At 66.9% G+C, this 19164-nt stretch carries 18 protein-coding genes; 8 read left to right on the top strand and 10 right to left on the bottom strand.

The window, feature by feature from the left end; all coding sequences use genetic code 11:
- Positions 1 to 42 precede the first annotated feature (42 nt).
- From ACU4E7_RS05145 to ACU4E7_RS05115, 7 genes are read right to left on the bottom strand one after another with little or no spacing between them, the layout of a single operon-like run.
- Positions 43 to 999, bottom strand: coding sequence for a branched-chain amino acid ABC transporter permease (locus ACU4E7_RS05145; RefSeq protein ID WP_447020872.1), 957 nt, complete (start codon positions 997 to 999; stop codon positions 43 to 45).
- The gene (locus ACU4E7_RS05140; RefSeq protein ID WP_238123168.1) at positions 999 to 1859 is read right to left on the bottom strand and encodes a branched-chain amino acid ABC transporter permease; all 861 of its coding nucleotides are present in this window, start codon (positions 1857 to 1859) and stop codon (positions 999 to 1001) included. Before ACU4E7_RS05140 ends, ACU4E7_RS05145 begins: the two co-directional genes overlap by 1 nt.
- Positions 1856 to 2752, bottom strand: coding sequence for a polysaccharide deacetylase family protein (locus tag ACU4E7_RS05135; RefSeq protein ID WP_238123169.1), 897 nt, complete (start codon positions 2750 to 2752; stop codon positions 1856 to 1858). Before ACU4E7_RS05135 ends, ACU4E7_RS05140 begins: the two co-directional genes overlap by 4 nt.
- Before the next feature lie 2 nt (positions 2753 to 2754).
- Complete coding sequence (locus ACU4E7_RS05130; RefSeq protein WP_238123170.1) at positions 2755 to 3459, bottom strand: fumarylacetoacetate hydrolase family protein; 705 nt, start codon at positions 3457 to 3459, stop codon at positions 2755 to 2757.
- Between the two features lie 6 nt (positions 3460 to 3465).
- A complete protein-coding gene (locus ACU4E7_RS05125; protein WP_447020871.1) occupies positions 3466 to 4341 on the bottom strand; it encodes a polysaccharide deacetylase family protein in 876 nt (291 codons plus the stop codon).
- 28 nt (positions 4342 to 4369) lie between these two features.
- Positions 4370 to 5041, bottom strand: a complete 672-nt coding sequence (locus tag ACU4E7_RS05120) for an aldolase/citrate lyase family protein (RefSeq protein WP_447020870.1) — start codon at positions 5039 to 5041, stop codon at positions 4370 to 4372.
- On the bottom strand, positions 5038 to 5709 hold the full coding sequence (locus tag ACU4E7_RS05115) for a cysteine hydrolase family protein (protein WP_238123173.1): 672 nt from the start codon (positions 5707 to 5709) through the stop codon (positions 5038 to 5040). The genes ACU4E7_RS05120 and ACU4E7_RS05115 overlap by 4 nt, the downstream gene beginning before the upstream one ends.
- Positions 5710 to 6037: 328 nt before the next feature.
- Here ACU4E7_RS05115 and ACU4E7_RS05110 point away from each other — a divergent pair, with 328 nt between their 5' ends.
- On the top strand, positions 6038 to 6760 hold the full coding sequence (locus ACU4E7_RS05110) for a GntR family transcriptional regulator (protein WP_447020869.1): 723 nt from the start codon (positions 6038 to 6040) through the stop codon (positions 6758 to 6760).
- A gap of 8 nt (positions 6761 to 6768) precedes the next feature.
- Here the strand turns inward: ACU4E7_RS05110 and ACU4E7_RS05105 are convergent, their stop codons facing one another.
- Both ACU4E7_RS05105 and ACU4E7_RS05100 read right to left on the bottom strand, forming a co-directional pair.
- Entirely contained in the window at positions 6769 to 7701 is a 933-nt protein-coding gene (locus ACU4E7_RS05105; protein ID WP_447020868.1) for a response regulator, read from the bottom strand.
- Complete coding sequence (locus tag ACU4E7_RS05100; protein ID WP_447021585.1) at positions 7691 to 11071, bottom strand: hybrid sensor histidine kinase/response regulator; 3381 nt, start codon at positions 11069 to 11071, stop codon at positions 7691 to 7693. Before ACU4E7_RS05100 ends, ACU4E7_RS05105 begins: the two co-directional genes overlap by 11 nt.
- A 498-nt stretch (positions 11072 to 11569) precedes the next feature.
- Here ACU4E7_RS05100 and urtA point away from each other — a divergent pair, with 498 nt between their 5' ends.
- The 7 genes from urtA to ACU4E7_RS05065 all read left to right on the top strand — a co-directional run bounded on the left by urtA (position 11570) and on the right by ACU4E7_RS05065 (position 18163).
- Complete coding sequence (gene urtA, locus ACU4E7_RS05095; RefSeq protein ID WP_447021584.1) at positions 11570 to 12778, top strand: urea ABC transporter substrate-binding protein; 1209 nt, start codon at positions 11570 to 11572, stop codon at positions 12776 to 12778.
- 135 nt (positions 12779 to 12913) lie between these two features.
- Positions 12914 to 13840, top strand: coding sequence for an urea ABC transporter permease subunit UrtB (gene urtB, locus ACU4E7_RS05090; RefSeq protein ID WP_447020867.1), 927 nt, complete (start codon positions 12914 to 12916; stop codon positions 13838 to 13840).
- Between the two features lie 10 nt (positions 13841 to 13850).
- Positions 13851 to 14975: an urea ABC transporter permease subunit UrtC gene (urtC, locus tag ACU4E7_RS05085; RefSeq protein WP_447020866.1), complete on the top strand. Its 1125-nt coding sequence runs from the start codon at positions 13851 to 13853 to the stop codon at positions 14973 to 14975.
- 12 nt (positions 14976 to 14987) lie between these two features.
- Complete coding sequence (urtD, locus tag ACU4E7_RS05080) at positions 14988 to 15767, top strand: urea ABC transporter ATP-binding protein UrtD (RefSeq protein WP_447020865.1); 780 nt, start codon at positions 14988 to 14990, stop codon at positions 15765 to 15767.
- 11 nt (positions 15768 to 15778) lie between these two features.
- Positions 15779 to 16468 (top strand): urea ABC transporter ATP-binding subunit UrtE, encoded by a 690-nt coding sequence (gene urtE, locus ACU4E7_RS05075; RefSeq protein WP_447020864.1) that lies wholly within the window; start codon positions 15779 to 15781, stop codon positions 16466 to 16468.
- A 31-nt stretch (positions 16469 to 16499) separates the two neighbouring features.
- Positions 16500 to 17732 (top strand): formamidase, encoded by a 1233-nt coding sequence (fmdA, locus tag ACU4E7_RS05070; RefSeq protein WP_447020863.1) that lies wholly within the window; start codon positions 16500 to 16502, stop codon positions 17730 to 17732.
- A gap of 77 nt (positions 17733 to 17809) precedes the next feature.
- A complete protein-coding gene (locus ACU4E7_RS05065) occupies positions 17810 to 18163 on the top strand; it encodes an FmdB family zinc ribbon protein (protein WP_238123182.1) in 354 nt (117 codons plus the stop codon).
- 19 nt (positions 18164 to 18182) lie between these two features.
- Here ACU4E7_RS05065 and ACU4E7_RS05060 read toward each other — a convergent pair whose 3' ends face one another.
- Positions 18183 to 19094 carry a LysR family transcriptional regulator gene (locus tag ACU4E7_RS05060; RefSeq protein ID WP_447020862.1) on the bottom strand — a complete coding sequence of 304 codons (912 nt, stop codon included), beginning with the start codon at positions 19092 to 19094 and terminating at the stop codon, positions 18183 to 18185.
- Positions 19095 to 19164 lie beyond the last annotated feature (70 nt).

Raw genomic sequence — 19164 nt, 5'->3', positions numbered from 1 at the left:
CTTGCTTGTTGGTGTCGTGCGGGGTCGTCCCCCGGGAAGCCGCTAGCCGCGCCGGCTCAGCCACAGGCGGATGCGCCCGAGGATGCCTTCCGGCGCGAAGATCATGATGAGGATGAAGATGAGGCCGAGCACGGTCTGCCAGCGCTCGGTGTAGAGGCTGGCGAAATTCTCCAGCCCGATGATGATGGCCGAGCCGAGGAAGGCGCCGAACAAGGTGCCCACGCCGCCGATGATGGCCATCAACAGCCCTTCCACCGATTGCGACAGCGCCACCGTGGAGGGCGAGACGAAATCGTTGAACATGGCATAGAGCACGCCCGCCACGCCGGCGAAGAAGCCGGAGATGGTGAAAGCGAGGAACAGGTGCAGCGACACGTTGTAGCCCAGCGCCCGCATGCGGCTCTCACTGTCGCGGATGCCGCGCAGGGTGAGGCCGAACGGCGAGCGCACGAACCGCCACATCACCAGCGCCACTACGGCCACCACTGCGAACACCACGTAATAGAACGCGAGTTGATCGGTGAGGGCGGCCGGCCGCAGGGCGCCACGCAGGCCGTTCTCGCCACCGGTGACGCTGGTCCAGCGCAGGCACATGCCCCAGACGATCATGCCGAGGGCGATGGTGAGCAGCAGGAAATAGACTCCGGAGGTGCGGATGGCGAGCAAAGCGAACACCGCCGCCACCAGGGTCGCGGCCACCACGCCGGCCACCAGCGGCAGCAGCAGCGCGCCGTCCGCCTGGGTGCTGACATAGATGGCCACATAGGTGGCGACGCCGAAAATGGCGCCGTGGCACAGGGGCGTGCGCCCGGTGTAGCCGGCCAGCACGTCGATGGCCATGGCCAGCACGGCGAAGATGAGGATCTCGGTGAGCACGCTCACCTGATAGGTGGGCAGCACCAGCGGCAGCAGCGCGAAGGCGGCGATGCCGAGGCCCATGGCCGCGAGGCCGATACGGGCAACGCGGCGGGCGGGGGCGGCGGGCGCGGTCTGCGACATCACGCGGCCCTCCCGAACAGCCCGTAGGGGCGGAAGGCGAGGATGAGCGCCATCGGGCCGAAGATGACGAAATAGGCGAATTCGGGGAACATCACCTGTCCGATCGAATTGAGCAGGCCCACCATCAGCGCGCCGACGGCCGCCCCCAGCAGGCTGCCGCGCCCGCCGATGATCACCACCGCCAGGGAGAACACGAGGATCTCCGCGTCGGCGCTCGGGTAGAGGGTGAGGAAGGCGCCGCCCACCGCGCCGCCGAGCCCGGCCAGCGCCGCCCCCAGCATGAAGGTGAGCAGGAAGATGCGGCGGATGTTGATGCCCATGGCCTGGATGGTTTCGGGATCATCCACGCCGGCGCGGATGAGGGCGCCGAGCCGGGTGCGGTAGAGCATCAGCCACAGGACGCAGAACAGCACGATGCCGAGGCCCAGCACGAACAGGCGGTACTTGGGATAGAACATGGTGCCCACGTGCAGCGCGCCGCGCAGGAAATCGGGGGTGGGCACGGTGAAGGTGTCGCCGCCGAACACCACCAGCAGCAGATCGTTGACGACGAAGGCGACGCCCAGGGTCAGCAGCACCTGCCTCAGTTCATTGCCGCCCACGAAGCGCAGCAGTCCCCGGTCCAGCGCCAGTCCGGCGAGGCCCACGCACACCATGGCGGCCAGGGCGCCGACGAAGAAGTTGCCGGAGGCGCTGGCCACCGCATAACCGCAGTAGCCGCCCATGAGATAGAGCGCGCCATGGGCCAGGTTGACGATGCGCAGCAGGCCGAAGATCAGCGTGAAGCCCGAGGCCACGATGAACAGTAGCGCCGCGAACGTCACCCCGTTGAGGAGCTGGAACAGGGACAGGCCGCTCATGCCGGCTCCGTTCCCTTGAGGGCGTCGGGCCGCTGGGACAGGTACCAGTCGGCGATCTGCGCGCCGGTCATGATCGCCACGTCGCCGCGGCTGGCGATCTTTTCCACGATCTGGCGGAAGTACTTGAGCCGGTGCGGCGCGCCCATGATGTAGGGATGCACCACCAGCGCCATCACCCGGGCCGACTGGGCGCTGTCGTGATAGATCTGGTCGAACTGGTCGCTGGCGCGGTCGAAATATTCCGATGCCTTGTGATGCTGGATCAGCATCATGGCCACGTCGTTGCATTCCTGGGTGTAGGGAATGTTGAGGATGGGGGTGGTGCGGGTCTTCAGCACCACCGGCTGGTCGTCCATCACCCAGTCGCAGACGTAGCCGTAGCCCTGCTCCACCAGAATGTCGGGGGTTTCCCAGGTCTCGGTCAGGCCCGGCCCGAGCCAGCCGCGCGGCGGCCGGCCGAGATAGTCGGTGATGGCGGCGGTGGTGCGGGCGATGTCCTCGCGCTCGTTTTCCACCTTCTGCATGTTCTTCTGCGAGAAGCCGTGGCCGATGAATTCCCAGTTCCGCTCGCGCGCGGCGCGGGCGATGGGCTCATAGCTGGAGATGGCCGAGCCGTTGATGGCGAGCACGCCCGGCACCTTGAAGTCGTCGAACACCTCCAGCATGCGCCAGAAGCCGACGCGGTTGCCGTATTCGTGCCACGCCCAGTTCGGGATATCCGGCATGGGCGCGCCGCCGGCGGGTGGCGTGAGCACCGTGCGCGGCATGGTTTCGCGCGGGTTCCACTCCTCGATGTTGACGATGATCCACACCGCCATGCGCTTGCCGTCGGGCAGGGTGAGGCGGGGGCGCTCGGAGATGGCGGAAAAGGCGATGCGTTCGGTGGGAAGCATGGCTAGGCCTCGCGCGGGGCGATGGTGAGGGTGAGAGAGCCGAAGCCCTGGACGTGGCCGACGACCACGTCGCCCGGCACCACCGGGCCGACCCCGGCCGGGGTTCCGGTCATGATGAGGTCGCCAGGCTCCAGCTGGTAGGACTGGGACAGTTTGGAGACGATTTCCGGCACGTTCCAGATCATCTCTGAAAGATCACCGCGCTGCTGCAGGGTGCCGTTGACCGTCAGGGAGATCTCGCCGCGCAGCGGATCGCCGCCGGTGCCCGCCGGATAGATGGGTCCGCACGGCGCCGAGTGGTCGAACGACTTGCCTGCTTCCCAGGGCAGGCGCTTGTCGCGGCAGTCGCGCTGGCGGTCGCGGCGGGTCAGGTCGATGCCCACCCCGTGGCCGTAGATGACGGAGGCGGCGGCCTCCACCGGAATATCCCGCGCGGTGCGGCCGATGGCCACCACCAGCTCGATCTCGTATTGCAGATCCTCGGTATCGGCGGGATAGGGCACGCGCGCCCCGTCCTCGACGATGGAATCCCGCGGCTTCTGGAAGAAGAACGGCGGATCCCGCTCGTCCTCGGCCTCCTTCATTTCGCGGATGTGGGCGAGATAGTTGCGGCCGACGCAATAGATGCGGCGCACCGGGAAGCGGGCCGCAGCGCCCACCACCGGCAGGGTGACGACGTCGGGTGCGGGAAAGACAAAGGTGGTCATGCCGCGTCAGCCCTTCGCGCCCTGGTACCAATCGAGGATCTGCTCGCCGTTCCAGAACAGCACGTCGCCGAGGCTCTGGGCGTAGGCATAGATCTCCTCGAGATATTTGATGCGGTGCGGCTGGCCGGAGATGTAGGGGTGGATGGCCACCGCCAGCACCTTGGCGCGCTCGCCGCCTTCCATGTGCAGGCGGTCCAGGCTGTCCTTGACGCGGGTGGCCCAATAGCCGGACTCGTGGTGCGCCACCGCCATCATCGGGATGTCGTTGTGCTCCACGGTGTAGGGCAGGGTCACCAGCGGGCCGGCGCTGGTGCTGATCTCGGCGGGCTCGTCGTCCCACACCCAGTCGCCGATATATTTGATGCCCGCCTCGGCCAGCAGATCGGGGGTCTCATAGGTCTGGGTCAGGCCCGGGCCGAGCCAGCCGGAGGGCTTGCGGCCGGTGAAGCGCTCGATGATGTCCACCGACTTGTGGATCATCGCCCGCTGGTCCTCCACCTTGTGGATGGGCATCTGCTCATAGGCATGGCCCATGAATTCCCACCCCGCGTCGCGCGCCTGCTGGGCCACCCGGGTGTAATCCTCGCAGACCCGGGCATTGATCGAGAGGGTGGGGCGGATGCCCAGCTGCTCGAACAGCTTGAAGAAGCGCCACACGCCCACCCGCATGCCGTATTCGTGCCAGCTCCAGTTGGGCACGTCGGGCAGCAGCACCTGGCCGGTGGGCGCCGGAATCACCTGGCGGGCCATGGGCCGGGCGATGTCCCAGACCTCGAGATTGACGATGGTCCACAAGATCACCCGTGCCGAGCCGGGCAGCTTCAGGGGCGGGCGATCGACGATGGCCGAATAGGGCGCGCGCTGGGCGGGCAAAGTGGTCATGGGCATCCTCGTGAGGAACGACGGAAAGTCATGGGGCGGTCGCCCTCAAGTTCTCGATGGCGGGCAGGAGGCACTGGCGCAGGCTCGCGTAGAACAGCCGGGCGCCGCGCCGGGCCCAGCTGGCCGCGGTGGCGGCGGTCACAGGCAGGCCGAAGGGCACGCCCCGGTCCGCCAGCCGCCGGGCGATGTCGTCCACCGCCGCCCGCACGTCGGGGTGCGCGGTGTCGCCGTCATGGCCCATGGACCAGGCGAGGTCGTTGGGGCCGATCAGGATGAGGTCGATGTCCGCTGCGGCGATATCGTCGAGCCGGGCGTGGCCGGCGACGCTCTCCACCTGGACGATGCGCAGCGGCGGCGCGGTGCGGTGGGGCGCGCGACGGACCACCTCGGCCAACAGGGCGCAGGCATCGGGATGCTCCACCTGGGGCAGCACCAGCCCTTCGAGGCCGCAGTCGAGATAGCGGGTGAGCACCGCGGGATCCTTGCTGGGGCTGCGCACCAGCGCGCCCATGCCGACCGCCTGCGCGGCGCGGGCCAGCGCCGGGACCGCGCCGATGTCGACGGCGGTGCGCTCGCAATCGATGAACAGCAGGTCGGCGCCGCCCTCGGCCAGCACATCCACCACCGGCAGCGCGACGCCACCGGGGTTGACGGCCAGAAGCGGCACGGGGCCGCGAAGGCGGGCACGCAGGTCCCTCATGCCACGGTGACCGGATCGAGCGAGGTCGTCAGGGTGCGCATCACCTCGGCGGCCGGCATCACCCAGCCGAAGGCGGTGCGAATGCAGGCCAGGCCCGCATCGTGCATCGACGGGCCGTCCATGGTGTCCACGCAGTCCTCGACGACGATGGCGGCGTAGTCGCGCACATTGGCGGCGACGGTGGTGGCGAGCACGCAGGAATTGGTGTTCACCCCGGTGATCAGCAGCGTGGTTACGCCGTGCGCCTTCAGGGTGAAGTCGAGATCGGTGCCGAGGAAGCAGTCATAGCGCTTCTTGGTGTCCACCAGCATGTCGCCGGCGCGCCAGAGCTCCGGCATCACAGTGCAGCCGGGGCTGCCCGCCAGATTGTGGCGCAGCACGTTGCGGCGGGTGGCGGAGGGCTCGGCGGCGCGGGTGTTCCAGAACGGGTTGGCGGCGATTTCCGCCACATCGCGATAGCAGGTCAGAAGGTGGATCACCGGCACGCCGTGCCGGCGGGCCCAGTCGAGCAGCACGGCGTTGGCGGCGACCACGCGGCGGGCCACGTCGGCGGGGGCGGGCATGGTCGCCACCATGGGATCGAGATGGCCGCGATGGAGGTCTATGGCCACCACGGCGGGGCGGATGCGCGCGACGCCGAAGCTCGCAGGTTTCACCGTCGCCGTCATGACGCGCCTCCTGGTGTCCGCTGCCCGGACCGGCCGGAGCCGGAATGGGGCGCATGGCTCCCACCGGTGGCGCGGGCGCCAACGGTAGGAGTGGCATCAGGATATGAATGCAAAAGCTCAGACGTCAACATAAGATGTATACATTTTTAGGACATTTAGAAGGCAGGGCGTGCCGCAGATTTGGGCATAATGCTGCATTTTTCGCGAAAATATGCGGTGTCACGCGAGGCCATCGCGCCGCAGTCCGCCGAGAAATGTATTCTTGCATCGGTGGTGTGCGGGCTGGTATTTTGCGCTGTCAGCCCGTTGTCAGCGCCAGCCGAGTTCCATGCCCGATATCCTTCTCGATCCCGATGAGCAGCCCACCGCGCCCACCCGTTCCCTGTCGGTGACGGATCGCATCCGCGCGGCCATCCTGGCGGGGGAGTTTGAGCCCGGCGCGCGGCTGCACGAGGTGCGGCTGACGGAATGGCTGGGGGTGTCGCGCACGCCGGTGCGTTCGGCGCTGCAGGCGCTCGCCGCCGAGGGGCTGCTGGAATACACGCCGAACCGGGGGTTCTCGGTGCGGCGGTTCCTCACCTCAGAGATCGTCGACGCCTATGAGATCCGCGCCATGCTGGAATCCCTGGCGGCGCGGCTCGCCGCCGAGCGCGGGCTCAATGCGGATGAGCGCGCCATCATCGAGCAGGCGCTGGCCGATGGCGACGCGCTCCTGGCCAAGGACGAACTGAGCGAGGATGACCGGATCGCCTACGGCGCCGTCAATTTCGCCTTCCACGATACCATTCATACCGCCTCGCGCTGCCGCATGCTGGGCGACATGGTGCGGCTGTGCCAGCGGGTGCCCCAGTCCTCCCACCGCAATGTGGTGTCGTTCGAGCTGATGGATGTGCGGCGCCGGCACGACGACCATCATCGCATCTATGACGCCATCCTGATGTCGGAGGGCCACCGTGCGGAAATGCTCATGCGCGAGCATGTGGCGAGCGTGAAGACGAGCCTGGTGCGGGCCCTGTCCGGCCGCCCGACCCCTACGCGCTACCGGCGCTGAGCGGCCGCTCAGGGTGGCGTCAGCGCCCGCACCGCGGCGGCGGCCGCCGCCGCGCGGTTCTCCACGCCGATCTTGGCGTAGATCTGCTCCAGATGCTTGTTCACCGTGCGCGGCGACAGGCCGAGGATCTCGGCGATGTCGCGGTTGGGCTTGCCGCGGGCGATCCAGGCCAGCACCTCGGCTTCGCGCTGGGTGAGGCCGAAGGCGCCGCGCAGCGCCACCTCATCAAGGACACGGGTTGCCTCCGCCACCCGCAGCAGGAGCTCCAGCGGGCCCACCTGGCCCACATAGGAGAATTTGAGCCGTGCGGTGCCGTTCGCGTCGACGAGGGTGAAGGTCTCGCCCGCCCCGCCGGCGGCGCTGGCGCGGGCCTGGGCCAGCCAGGCGCGCACCGGCTCGGGCAGCAGGGCGCCCTCGCCGGCCGGCTGGGGGAGCGCCGCGGCCATGAGCCGGTTGGCCTGGGGCGTGCTCCACAGCACCCGCCCGTCGAGGGTGGCGGACATGAGGAAGCGGCCGGCGGCATCGAGCGCTACCTGGGCGCTCTGGGTCTGGCGGGCATTGGCGAGGTGCACCCGCATGCGGGCGATGATCTCGTCCGGCACCACGGGTTTCGCCACATAATCCACGCCGCCGGCATCGAGCCCGCGGACGATGTTCTCGGTCTCCGACAGGCCGGTCATGAAGATGACCGGCACATGGGCGAGCGCCGTGTTGGCCTTCAGCCGCCGGCAGGTCTCGAAACCGTCGAGGCCGGGCATGATGGCGTCCATGAGGATCACGTCGGGGGTGATCTGCTCCACCAAGGTGAGGGCGTTGGCGCCTTCTGTGGCCACCAGCACGGTGACGCCGGCGTCCTCCAAAGCGTCGGTGAGCAGGCTCAGGGTCTCGGGCGAATCGTCCACCACCAGGACGATGTCGCGGCGGGTCGCGCTATGGATCATCGCGGCGGAAGGCCTCCAGAACGGCCATGTAGCGGTTGAGGTCGAAATTGCGGACGAGGTCGCTCATCTGCGTCACGAACGGCCCGTTGGCGGGGGTCTCCTGGGCCAGCGCATCGAGCTTGGCGCGGATGCCGCGCACATAGCCGATGCGGCCGAGGTTCAAGAGCTCCTCGAGATGGGCCGCCGCCGGCGGCGTCACCACCTCGGGCACGGCCGGCATGGGGGCTGCACCCTCCGCCTCGAAGGTCCATTCGAGGCCCAGAAGGGTGCGGATCTTCTCCAGCAGCGCGCGCACATCCACCGGCTTCACGCACTGGTCGTCATGGAAGCGGGCGCCGTCGGCGCGGGTGATGTCGCCGGCATTGGCCGAGATCATGATGATATGGGCGTTGGGCGCCACCTTCGTGCGCAGCGCCTCGGACACATCCCAGCCGGTGAGGTGGGGCATGGAGATGTCGAGCAGCACCAGGTCCGGCTTCACCTCGCCCGCCAGCGCCACCGAGCTCGGCCCGTCATCGGCGGTGAAGACGATGAAGCCCAGCGGCCGCAGGAGCTCGCACATGAGGTCGCGGTGGGCCTCGTCGTCATCGGCCACCAGCACCGTGCGGGGGGCGCCCTCATAGCCGATGATGCGGCGCTCCGGCGGGGTCGCGTCGGGCTGCGGCCGGGCTTCCGAGAGCAGCAGGCGCACCTTGAAGGTGGTGCCCTTGTCCACCTCGCTCTTCAAGGCGATGTCGCCGCCCATGATTTCGGTGAGCAGCTTGGTGATGGTGAGGCCGAGGCCGATGCCGATGGTGTTGAAGGTGCCGGCGCGGCTGCCCCGCTCGAACGGCTCGAAGATGCGCTCGCGCTCTTCCACCGGAATGCCGATGCCCGTGTCGGTGATCTCGAATTCCGCCACCTGGTTGCGATAGCTGACCGCGAAGGTCACCTGCCCGCGGGCGGTGAATTTGATGGCGTTGGACAACAGGTTGATGAGGATCTGCCGCAGCCGCTTCTCGTCGGTGTGCACCACCTGCGGCAGGCGCGGCGCCCGGGTGTGGCGGAAGGCGATGCCGCGGGCTTCCGCCTGCAGGCGGAACATGTCGACGATCTGGTCCAAGAGCTCGTGGATGCGCACCTGATCGCGATAGAGGTGCAGGCGCCCGGCCTCGATCTTGGAGATGTCCAAAAGGCCATCGATGAGGCCGGACAGATGTTCGGACGAGCGCCGCACCACCCGGATGGCGTCGCGCCGGTGGGCGGGAATGGCGCTGTCGCGCTCCAGGAGCTGGGCATAGCCCAGAATGGCGTTGAGCGGCGTGCGCAGCTCATGGCTGATGCCCACCACATAACGGCTCTTGGCGAGATTGGCCGCCTCCGCCGCCTCCTTCGCCTTCTGCAGCTTGGCGTCGGTGCGCTTGTGGGCCTCGATCTCGCGCATCAGCAAGGCGGTCTGGCGCTGGCTCTCCTCCTGGGCGACGCGCCGGCTCTCCTGGGCCAGCACGAACAGCCAGGCCACCACGCCGACGATGATCATCAGGACGAAATAGAGGGTCCACAAGGTGGTGCGGATGGCATCCCCATGGATGGGGGATTCGAGCCGGGCATGGGAATAGATGAGCGCCAGGATGCCGCCGATGACCGTGGCGAGCACCGCGAGGATCGCCAGATAATACCCCACCCGGGTATTGAGTCGCCCCACCACGCTCTGCGGCAGGGTGGCCGCGAGCACGCCCATGAGCTGGTCGGACGCCCGCGCCTCGGTCTTGCAGCGGTCGTTGCAGCGGGCATCCAGCGAGCAGCACAGGGAGCAGATGGGGCCCGCATAGACCGGGCATTGGGCCATGTCCTCCGGCTCGAAGCGATGCTCGCAGATGCAGCAGCGCACCAGGCCGTGGTGGCGTTTGGGCGTCACCCAGTCGGTCTTGGGCTGGCGCGCCATGTAGTATCGTCCGCCGGTGGCGAAGGCGATGACCGGCGCCGAGAGGAAGGCTGCGACCAGGGCGATGAACACGCTCAGGGCCTGCGCGGTCGCCCCCAGGAGGCCGGCATAGGCGGTGAGGGCGAGGCTGGTGCCGATCAGCACCGCGCCCAGCCCCACCGGGTTGATGTCGTAAAGGTGGGCGCGCTTGAACTCGATGGTGGGCGGGGAGAGGCCGAGCGGCTTGTTGACCACGAGGTCTCCCACCAGCGCCGCCACCCAGGCCACCGCGATGATGGCGAAGATGCCGAGGATCTGATCCAGCGCCTTGTAGATGCCGAGCTCCATGAGCAGCAAGGCGATGGTGACGTTGAACACCAGCCACACCACCCGCCCCGGGTGGGAATGGGTGAGGCGGGAGAAGAAATTCGACCAGGCGATGGAGCCGGCATACGAATTGGTGACGTTGATCTTCAGCTGCGAGATGATCACGAACAGCCCGGTGAGCACCAGCGCCGCTTGGTGTGAGGGGACCACCTGCTCGAACGCCAGCAGATACATGCGGGTGGGTTCCGCCGCCTCCGCCACCGGCACGCCGGTCTGGAACACCAGATAGGCCAGCAGCGAGCCCACCAGCATCTTCAACGCCCCGGGGATGATCCAGCCCGGCCCCGCCGCCAGCAGGCTGAGCCACCAGCGCACATCCCCGCCGCCGCTGCGCTGGGGCAGGAAGCGCAGGAAGTCCACCTGCTCGCCGATCTGCGCCACCAGGGCGAACACCACCGTGGAGGCGGCGCCGAACGCCATGAGATTGAAGCTGCCATCGGCCGGGCCCCACTGGCCGGTGAACGTGGTCCATGCGGCGAGCTGGTCGTCCCGATTCACCAGCAGCAGGGCGAGCGGCACCAGGTGCAGCACCAGCCAGAGCGGCTGGGTCCAGGTCTGGAAGCGGCTGATGAAGGTGATGCCGTGGGTCACAAGCGGGATGACCGCCACCGCCCCCAGTACATAGCCGATGGCGAGCGGAATGCCGAAGCCCATCTCCAGCGCCAGCGCCAGGATCACCGCCTCGATGGCGAAGAAGATGAAGGTGAAGGAGGCATAGATCAGCGAGGTGACGGTGGAGCCGATATAGCCGAAGCCGGCGCCGCGGGTGAGCAGGTCGATGTCCACCCCGAACCGGGCGGCGTAATAGCTGATGGGCAGGCCGGTGGCGAAGATGATGGCGCTGACCACCAGGATCGCCGCCACCGCATTGGTGAAGCCATAGCTGAGCGTCACCGCCCCGCCGATGGCCTCCAGCGCCAGGAAGGAGATGGCGCCCAGCGCCGTGTTGGCCACCCGGAACGCCGACCAACGTCGCGCGCTCTTCGCGGTGAAGCGCAGCGCGAAGTCTTCCAGGGTTTCGTTGCGCACCCACTGATTGTATTGGCGTCTGACGCGGATGATCCGCTGCTCCGCCCCCATGGCTTCAGGTCCCATCGCCGTCGCGTCCGAAAGGACCTCCTTCTGCATCGCTCCCGTCTGCTTTTGGGGGCTGCCGCCTTGTGTCGGCGCATTACCCTGTGTCGGCGCACCTCGCCGTGTCGTCCCGGCCGGGTGCCCGACCCTCGCCCCGCGCTGCGCCTCCGTTCCCCTGCCTCAAGCTGAGGCCGGGGCGGTGTGCCGCAGCGCAGCAGTGTCGTGCTTCGCCCGGGGTTTGTCACCTCCCGTCGGTGCGCGCGCCACGGCGCCTTGCACAGGAAGATAGACGCTCGGCCGGCGGGCCATATACGTCAATTGACGTATTGCCGGTTTGGTCCGAACCCGCGAACCATCATCTCCACCATAAATCTTCCAGACAATTCGCAGCCATCCCGTCATAGCGGTGGAGGGGGAAGTATGTCTTCTGATGATAAACGGATTGGGCAAGGTCTTTCGCAGATGAATCTGGGGCGGCGCCAGATCCTGAAGGGGCTGGCGGCCATGCCGGTTGCTTCGGCTTTCGGGGCGTCCGCCTTCTTCCCGTCCTCGGCCTTTGCTCAGGCGCCGACGACCTCGGCCATCAATACCACGGGCCTCGCCGTGACCGATACCGAGGTGACGGTGGGTATTCTGCACTCGGTCACCGGCACCATGGCCATTTCCGAGACCGGCTCGGTGCAGGCGGAAAAGCTCGCCATCGACCAGATCAACGCTGCGGGCGGCGTGCTCGGACGCAAGATCAAATATGTGCAGGAGGATGGCGCCTCCGACTGGCCGACCTTCGCCGAGAAGGCCAAGAAGCTGCTGGTGCAGGACAAGTGCGCCTCGGTGTTCGGCTGCTGGACCTCCGCCTCGCGCAAGGCGGTTCTGCCGGTGTTCGAGCAGTATAACGGCATGCTCTATTACCCGACCTTCTATGAAGGGCTGGAGCAGTCCAAGAACGTCATCTACACCGGCCAGGAGGCGACCCAGCAGATCATCGCCGGCCTCAACTGGGTGGTGCAGAACCGTGGCGCCCAGAGCTTCTATCTGCTCGGCTCCGACTATATCTGGCCGCGCACCTCCAACAAGATCGCCCGCAAGCACATCGAGAATTTCCTCAAACTCCAGGTGGTGGGCGAGGAATATTTCCCGCTGGGGCATACGCAGTTCAATTCGGCCATCAACAAGATCAAGCTCAAGAAGCCGGATGTCATCTATGCCATCATCGTCGGCGGCTCCAACGTCGCTTTCTACAAGCAGCTGAAGGCGGCGGGCATCGACCTGTCCAAGCAGACCCTGCTCACCATCTCGGTGACCGAGGACGAAATTCTGGGCATCGGCGGCGAGAATATCGCCGGGGCGCTCGCCTGCATGAAGTATTTCCAATCCCTCGACAATCCCAACAACAAGGCGTTCGTGGAGGCGTTCAAGACCGCCTACGGCCCCAACATGGTGATCGGCGACGTGACCCAGGCGGCGTATCTCGGGCCCTGGCTGTGGAAGCTCACGGTGGAGAAGGCGGGCTCCTTCGACATCGACAAGGTCGCCGCCGCTTCTCCGGGCGTCGCCTTCGACAAGGCGCCGGAAGGCTATGTGCGCATCCACGAGAACCACCATCTGTGGAGCAAGACCCGCGTCGGCAAGGCCCGTCCCGACGGCCAGTTCGACGTGCTCTACGAGACCGCGGAACTGGTGGAGCCCGATCCCTTCCCCAAGGGCTACCAGTGAGCCCAGGGCTCACCCGTTGCGCCGTCCCCCGCTGAGGGGCGGCGCGCCACCCGTCCGCGCGGCCCGCGGGCGGGTTCCATCCGGAACCGGCTTCGCCTTGGGGATCATGCGGCCCGCGCCGCTGGGGGTGCTTTGATGTTCATGGGATACACGCTGGGGGAGCTGGGCTCCATCTTCGCCATGCAGGCCTTCGCCGGCCTGATCCTGTTCTCCGTGTTCGTGCTCATGTCGCTGGGCCTCGCCATCATCTTCGGACAGATGGGCGTGATCAACATGGCGCACGGGGAGTTCATGATCCTCGGCGCCTACATGACCTATTTGACCTCGCAGGCGTTCCAGGCTTTCGCCCCGGGGCTCTACGGCATCTATTTCTTCGTGGCCATGGCGGTGGCCTTCTGCGCCTCCGGCGCGCTGGGCATGCTGGTGGAGTGGAGCATGATCCGCTTCCTCTACAAGCGGCCGCTGGACACCCTGCTCGCCACCTGGGGCCTCTCCCTCATCATGCAGCAGGCATTCCGCTCCATCTTCGGGGCCCGCGAGGTGGGCGTGGAGCTGCCCGACTGGATGATGGGTTCGCTGCCCATCACCGATACCATCGAGGTGCAGATCAACGGCCTGTTCGTCATGGGCCTCACCACCCTCATCGCCATCGCCGTCTATTTGCTCATGTTCCGCTCCCGCTGGGGGCTGCAGGTGCGCGCCGTGGTGCTGAACCGGCCCATGGCCGGGGCGGTGGGCATCGACACCGAGCGGGTGGACCGCTTCACCTTCGGCCTCGGCTGCGGCATCGCCGGCATCGCCGGCAGCGCCTTCACCATGATCGGCTCCACGGGTCCCACGGCGGGCCAGCTCTATATCGTCGACACCTTCCTGGTGGTGGTGTTCGGCGGCGCGGCCTCCCTCGCCGGCACCATCGCCTCGGCCTTCACCATCTCCCAGGCGCAGTCGACCATGGAATTCTTCATGTCCGGCTCCATGGCCAAGGTGCTCACCCTGCTGGTGGTGGTCTGCATCCTCATGGTGCGGCCGGAAGGCCTGTTCGTCCTCAATGTCCGGCGCTGAGGAGGCCGACATGACGCAAGCGCTCTCCCTCCGTTTCAAGAACCTCCTCGGCCTTCTCATCCTCGCCCTGCTGCTGGCGGTGGTGCTGCCCCTGGTGCTGGAGCCGTTCCGGCTCAACATGGTGGGCAAATATCTCACCTATGCCTTCGTGGCGGTGGGCTTGGTGCTGTGCTGGGGCAATGCCGGTATTCTCTCCCTGGGCCAGGGGGTGTTCTTCGGCCTCGGCGGCTATGCCATGGCCATGTATCTGAAGCTTCAGTCCTCCACCCCCGAGGCCACCAAGATCCAGTCCACCCCCGGCATTCCGGATTTCATGGATTGGAACCAGATCACCCAACTGCCCTTCTTCTGGGTGCCGTTCAAGTCCCTGCCCTTGTCGATCCTGGCGGTGGTGCTGGTGCCGAGCGTGTTCGCCTTCCTGGTGTCCTACGCCATGTTCAAGCGGCGGGTGGGCGGCGTCTATTTCGCCATCATCACCCAGGCGCTCGCCGCCATCATGACCATCCTCATCGTCGGCCAGCAGGGCTACACCGGCGGCATCAACGGCATCACCGACCTGCGGACCCTGGCGGGCTGGGACATCCGCACGGACGGCGCCAAGACCATTCTCTACTTCGTCAACGTGGCGCTGCTGCTCGGGGCCATCGTGCTGTGCCAATGGGTGCGCGGCTCCAAGCTCGGGCGCATCCTGGTGGCCATGCGGGACAAGGAGGACCGGGTGCGGTTCTCCGGCTACGACGTGGCGAGCTTCAAGGTGTTCGTGTTCTGCCTGGCGGCGGCGCTGGCCGGCGTCGGCGGGGCCATGTTCACTTTGCAGGTGGGCTTCATGTCCCCCTCCTTCGTCGGCATCGTGCCCTCCATCGAGATGGTCATCTATACGGCGGTGGGCGGGCGCCTCTCTCTGCTCGGGGCGGTCTACGGCACCCTTTTGGTGAACTGGGCCAAGACCTCGTTTTCGGAAAGCTTCCCGGAACTGTGGCTGTTCGGCCTCGGCGCCCTGTTCATCGCGGTGGTGCTGCTGTTCCCCAACGGCTTGGCCGGCCTCTATCGCAGCCATGTGGAGCCGCGCATCGACGCGCTGTTCGGCGGCAAGGGCCGCTCCGGTTCCCGCCCCGCGCCCGCTCCGGCCGAATGAGGAGATGACCCGATGAACGCGCAAGCTGTCCCCACCGTCATCACCGACCAGATGGGCCCGGATTTCCTGCTGGCGGTGGAAGGTCTCACGGTCTCCTTCGACGGTTTCAAGGCGGTGGACGACCTCTCCTTCTATGTGGATGAGAACGAGATCCGGGTGATCATCGGCCCCAACGGCGCCGGCAAGACCACGGTGCTCGATCTCATCTGCGGCCGCACCAAGGCCACCGCGGGCTCGGTGAAGTTCAAGAACACCGAGCTCACCCGCCTGAAGGAATATGAGATCGTCCGCGCCGGGGTGGGGCGCAAGTTCCAGAACCCCTCCATCTATGAGGACCTCACCGTCTTCGAAAACCTGGAGATCTCGTTTCCGCGCGGCCGCGGCGTGTTCGGCGCCCTCGCCTTCAAGCGCGATGCGGACGTGATCGAACGCGTGGAGGAGGTGGCCAAGACCATCTTCCTCGCCGACCAGCTCCACCAGCGCGCCGAATATTTGAGCCACGGCCAGAAGCAGTGGCTGGAAATCGGCATGCTGCTGATCCAGGACCCGGAGCTCTTGATGCTGGATGAGCCGGTGGCCGGCATGAGCGTCGCCGAGCGCAAGAAGACGGCGGAACTGCTCAACACCATCATCAAGGATCGCTCGGTGATCGTGATCGAGCACGACATGAAGTTCGTGGAGGACATCGCCCACAAGGTCACGGTGCTGCACCAGGGCAGGATCCTCGCCGAGGGGCCCATGGCCAAGGTGCAGGCCGACCCCAAGGTCATCGAAGTCTATCTCGGCCATTGAGGGAGGCGGATATGCTCAACGTCGACAACCTCGTCGTCTCCTATGGCCAGAGCGAAGTGCTGCACGGCCTCACCTTCGATGTGGCGCCGGGGGAGATCGTCGCCATCATGGGCCGCAACGGCATGGGCAAGACCACGCTCATGAAGTCGCTGATGGGGGTGGTGCCCACCAAATCCGGCGTCGTCACTTTAGGGGCCGATCCGATCACCGATCTGAAGAGCTATCAGCGGGTGGCGCGGGGCATCGCCTATGTGCCGCAGGGGCGCATGATCTTCTCCTCCATGACGGTGCAGGAGAATATCGAGACCGGCCTCGTCGCCCATCATGACAGCAAGGTGCCGCCGGACATCTATGAATTGTTCCCGGTGCTGCTCGACATGAAGCATCGGCGCGGCGGCAACCTCTCCGGTGGCCAGCAGCAGCAATTGGCCATCGCCCGGGCGCTCGCCACCCGCCCCAAGGTGCTGCTCTTGGACGAGCCCACCGAGGGCATCCAGCCGTCCATCATCCGCGAGATGGCCCGCACCTTGAAGCGCATCCGCGCCGAGCGCGGTCTGTCCATTGTGGTGTCGGAACAGGTGCTCTCCTTCGCCCTCGACATCGCCGACCGGGTGCTGGTGATCGAGAATGGCGAGATCGTCCATCAGGACCTGCGCGCCGATATCGACGAGGCCAAGGTCGCCCGTTTCCTGTCCGTCTAACGCTTCTGCCCGTTCAACCTGAGGAAGAGCCATGCCTGAGACCCTGATCTCGGTCGACCTGTCGCGGCCGGCCACGGAGAATGAGAACCTCCACAACCGCTGGCATCCGGATATCCCGATCGCCGTGTGGGTCGAGCCCGGCGCCGATTTCCGGGTGGAGACGGTGGACTGGACCGGCGGCGCCATCAAGAACGACGACAGCGCCGACGACATCCGCGACGTGGATCTCACCACCGTGCACTATCTCTCCGGCCCCATCGGCGTGAAGGGCGCCGAGCCCGGCGACCTCCTGGTGGTGGATATTCTGGATGCCGGCACGCTGGAAGGCCACGAATGGGGCTTCAACGGCTTCTTCTCCAAGAAGAACGGCGGCGGCTTCCTCACCGATCAGTTCCCGCTCGCGCAGAAGTCCGTGTGGCATTACGAGGGCCTGTTCACCCGCTCGCGGCATGTGCCCGGCGTGGGCTTTGCCGGCCTCATCCATCCCGGCCTCATCGGCACCCTGCCGTCGAAGGCGCTGCTCGACACCTGGAATACCCGCGAGCAGGCGCTCATCGACACCAATCCCACCCGCAATCCGCCGCTGGCCAACCCGCCCTTCGCCAAGACGGCCCATCTCGGCCGCCTCACCGGTGACGACAAGGCGCGGGTGGCGGCGGAAGGTGCGCGCACGGTGCCGCCCCGCGAGCATGGCGGCAATTGCGACATCAAGGATCTGTCGCGCGGCTCGCGCATTTACTTCCCGGTCTATGTGCCGGGCGCCGGCCTGTCCATGGGCGACATGCACTTCTCCCAGGGCGATGGCGAAATCACCTTCTGCGGCGCCATCGAGATGTTCGGCGCGTGGCTCCACATCAAGGTGGACCTCATCAAGGAGGGCATGACCAAGTACGGCATCAAGAATCCCATCTTCAAGCCCTCACCCATCACCCCCAATTACAAGGATTACCTCATCTTCGAGGGGATCTCGGTGGATGAGAGCGGCACCCAGCATTATCTCGATGCCAATGTGGCCTATCGTCAGGCCTGTCTGAACGCCATCGAATACCTGAAGAAGTTCGGCTATTCGGGCGCCCAGGCCTATTCGCTGCTCGGCGTCGCGCCGGTGCAGGGGCATCTGTCGGGGGTGGTGGATATTCCCAATTCCTGCGCCACCTTGTGGTTGCCCACGGAAATCTTCGATTTCGACATCAAGCCTTCGGCGGCCGGGCCGCAGAAGTTCCTCGATGGCTCCATCGACATGCCGGTCGCGCTGGAAGACTGAACCCCCTCTCTGCCGGGGCGCCCCGCGCTCCGGCGGCCTTTTCTTGTGAGTTCCTGCGATTGACGCGGAGGATGCCCATGCCGGTCTATGATTACATGTGCGAGGACTGCGGGCCGTTCACCCAGATGCACCCCATGAGCCAATGCGACGCGGCGCAGCCCTGCCCGGAGTGCCGGGCGTTTTCCCCCCGCGCCTTCCTCACCGCGCCCCATGTGGCGGGCATGGATGCGGGCCGCCGCGCCGCCTTCGCCACCAACGAGCGCAGCGCCAACGCGCCGTTGAGCGTGGGTGAATATGCCGAGAAGAGCGCCCGCGCCCAGCACAAGGCGGGTTGCGCCTGCTGCGCGCCGAAGATGAAGAGCCGCACCCGCGTCTCGCCCACCGGCGCCAAGAGTTTTCCCACCGCGCGGCCGTGGATGATCAGCCACTGAGCCTGCCCTTTCACGCCGGTCAGGGCGGGGGCTGATCCACCGCCTTCAGCGCCGTCCGCAGCCGGCGCTCGAAGGCGGCGGTCGCCTTTGACAGGGTCCGTCCCGTGCCGCACAGCAGCTCCAATTGGCCGGCGCCCAGCAGCGGATCGGCGATGGGGCGCATGGTGAGCGTTCCGGCGGCGCAGGCGGCGACACCGGAGAGATGGGCGAGAATGGCGACCCCTTCGGTGCGGGCGGCGACGGCGAGGCGCAGCGCCACGGAATCGCTCTCCAGCGCCACCTGTTCCAGAATGAGCCGCGCCCGCCGCGCCGCCTCCTCGATCAGCAGGCGGGTGGGGGAGCCGGCCGGCGGCAGGATAAGGCGCGCGCCGGCGAGATCGGCGAGCCTCACCGCCTCTTGCCGGGCGAGATCATGGCCTGGCCGCACCAGCGCCATCAACGGCTGGCGGGCGGCGGCGCGCACGGTGAGGCCCTCGGTGCGCGGCGCATTGTAGGCGATGCCGAGCTCCACGATGCCTTCCTGCACCAGGCGCGCCACCTGGCGCGAATTGCCCACCCGCGCCTCCACGCCAATGCCGGGATAGCGGGCCTGGAAGCGGGCGATGCAGGCGGCCAGCGGCCCGCTGGCGAAGGGTTCGATGGCGCCGATGCGGATCTGCCCGGTCCTGAGGCCGGCGAAGGCCGCGATCTCTTCGCGGGCGCCGTTCATCTGGTCGAGGGTGAGGCGGGCATGGCGCAGCACCACCCGTCCGGCGGGGGTGGGCACTACCCCGCGCGGCAGGCGCTCCAGCAATTGCGCGCCAAACTCCCGCTCCAGGGCCAGGATCTGCCGGCTCAGCGCCGATTGGGCCAGATGCAGCGTATCCGCCGCCTCGCGGATCGCGCCCGCCTCCACCACGGCGATGAAATTGCGCAGCGCGTTCAGGTTCATGTCCACCTCGCGATCTCGGCTCTCTGACTGATGCCATTTTGGCATCGCAAAGGCCAGATCAATGTCATTG

This window comes from Xanthobacter sp. ZOL 2024 (genome assembly GCF_052932325.1).
Note: the sequence above shows the minus strand (reverse complement) of the source record. Positions and strands in the feature narration are given on the sequence as shown.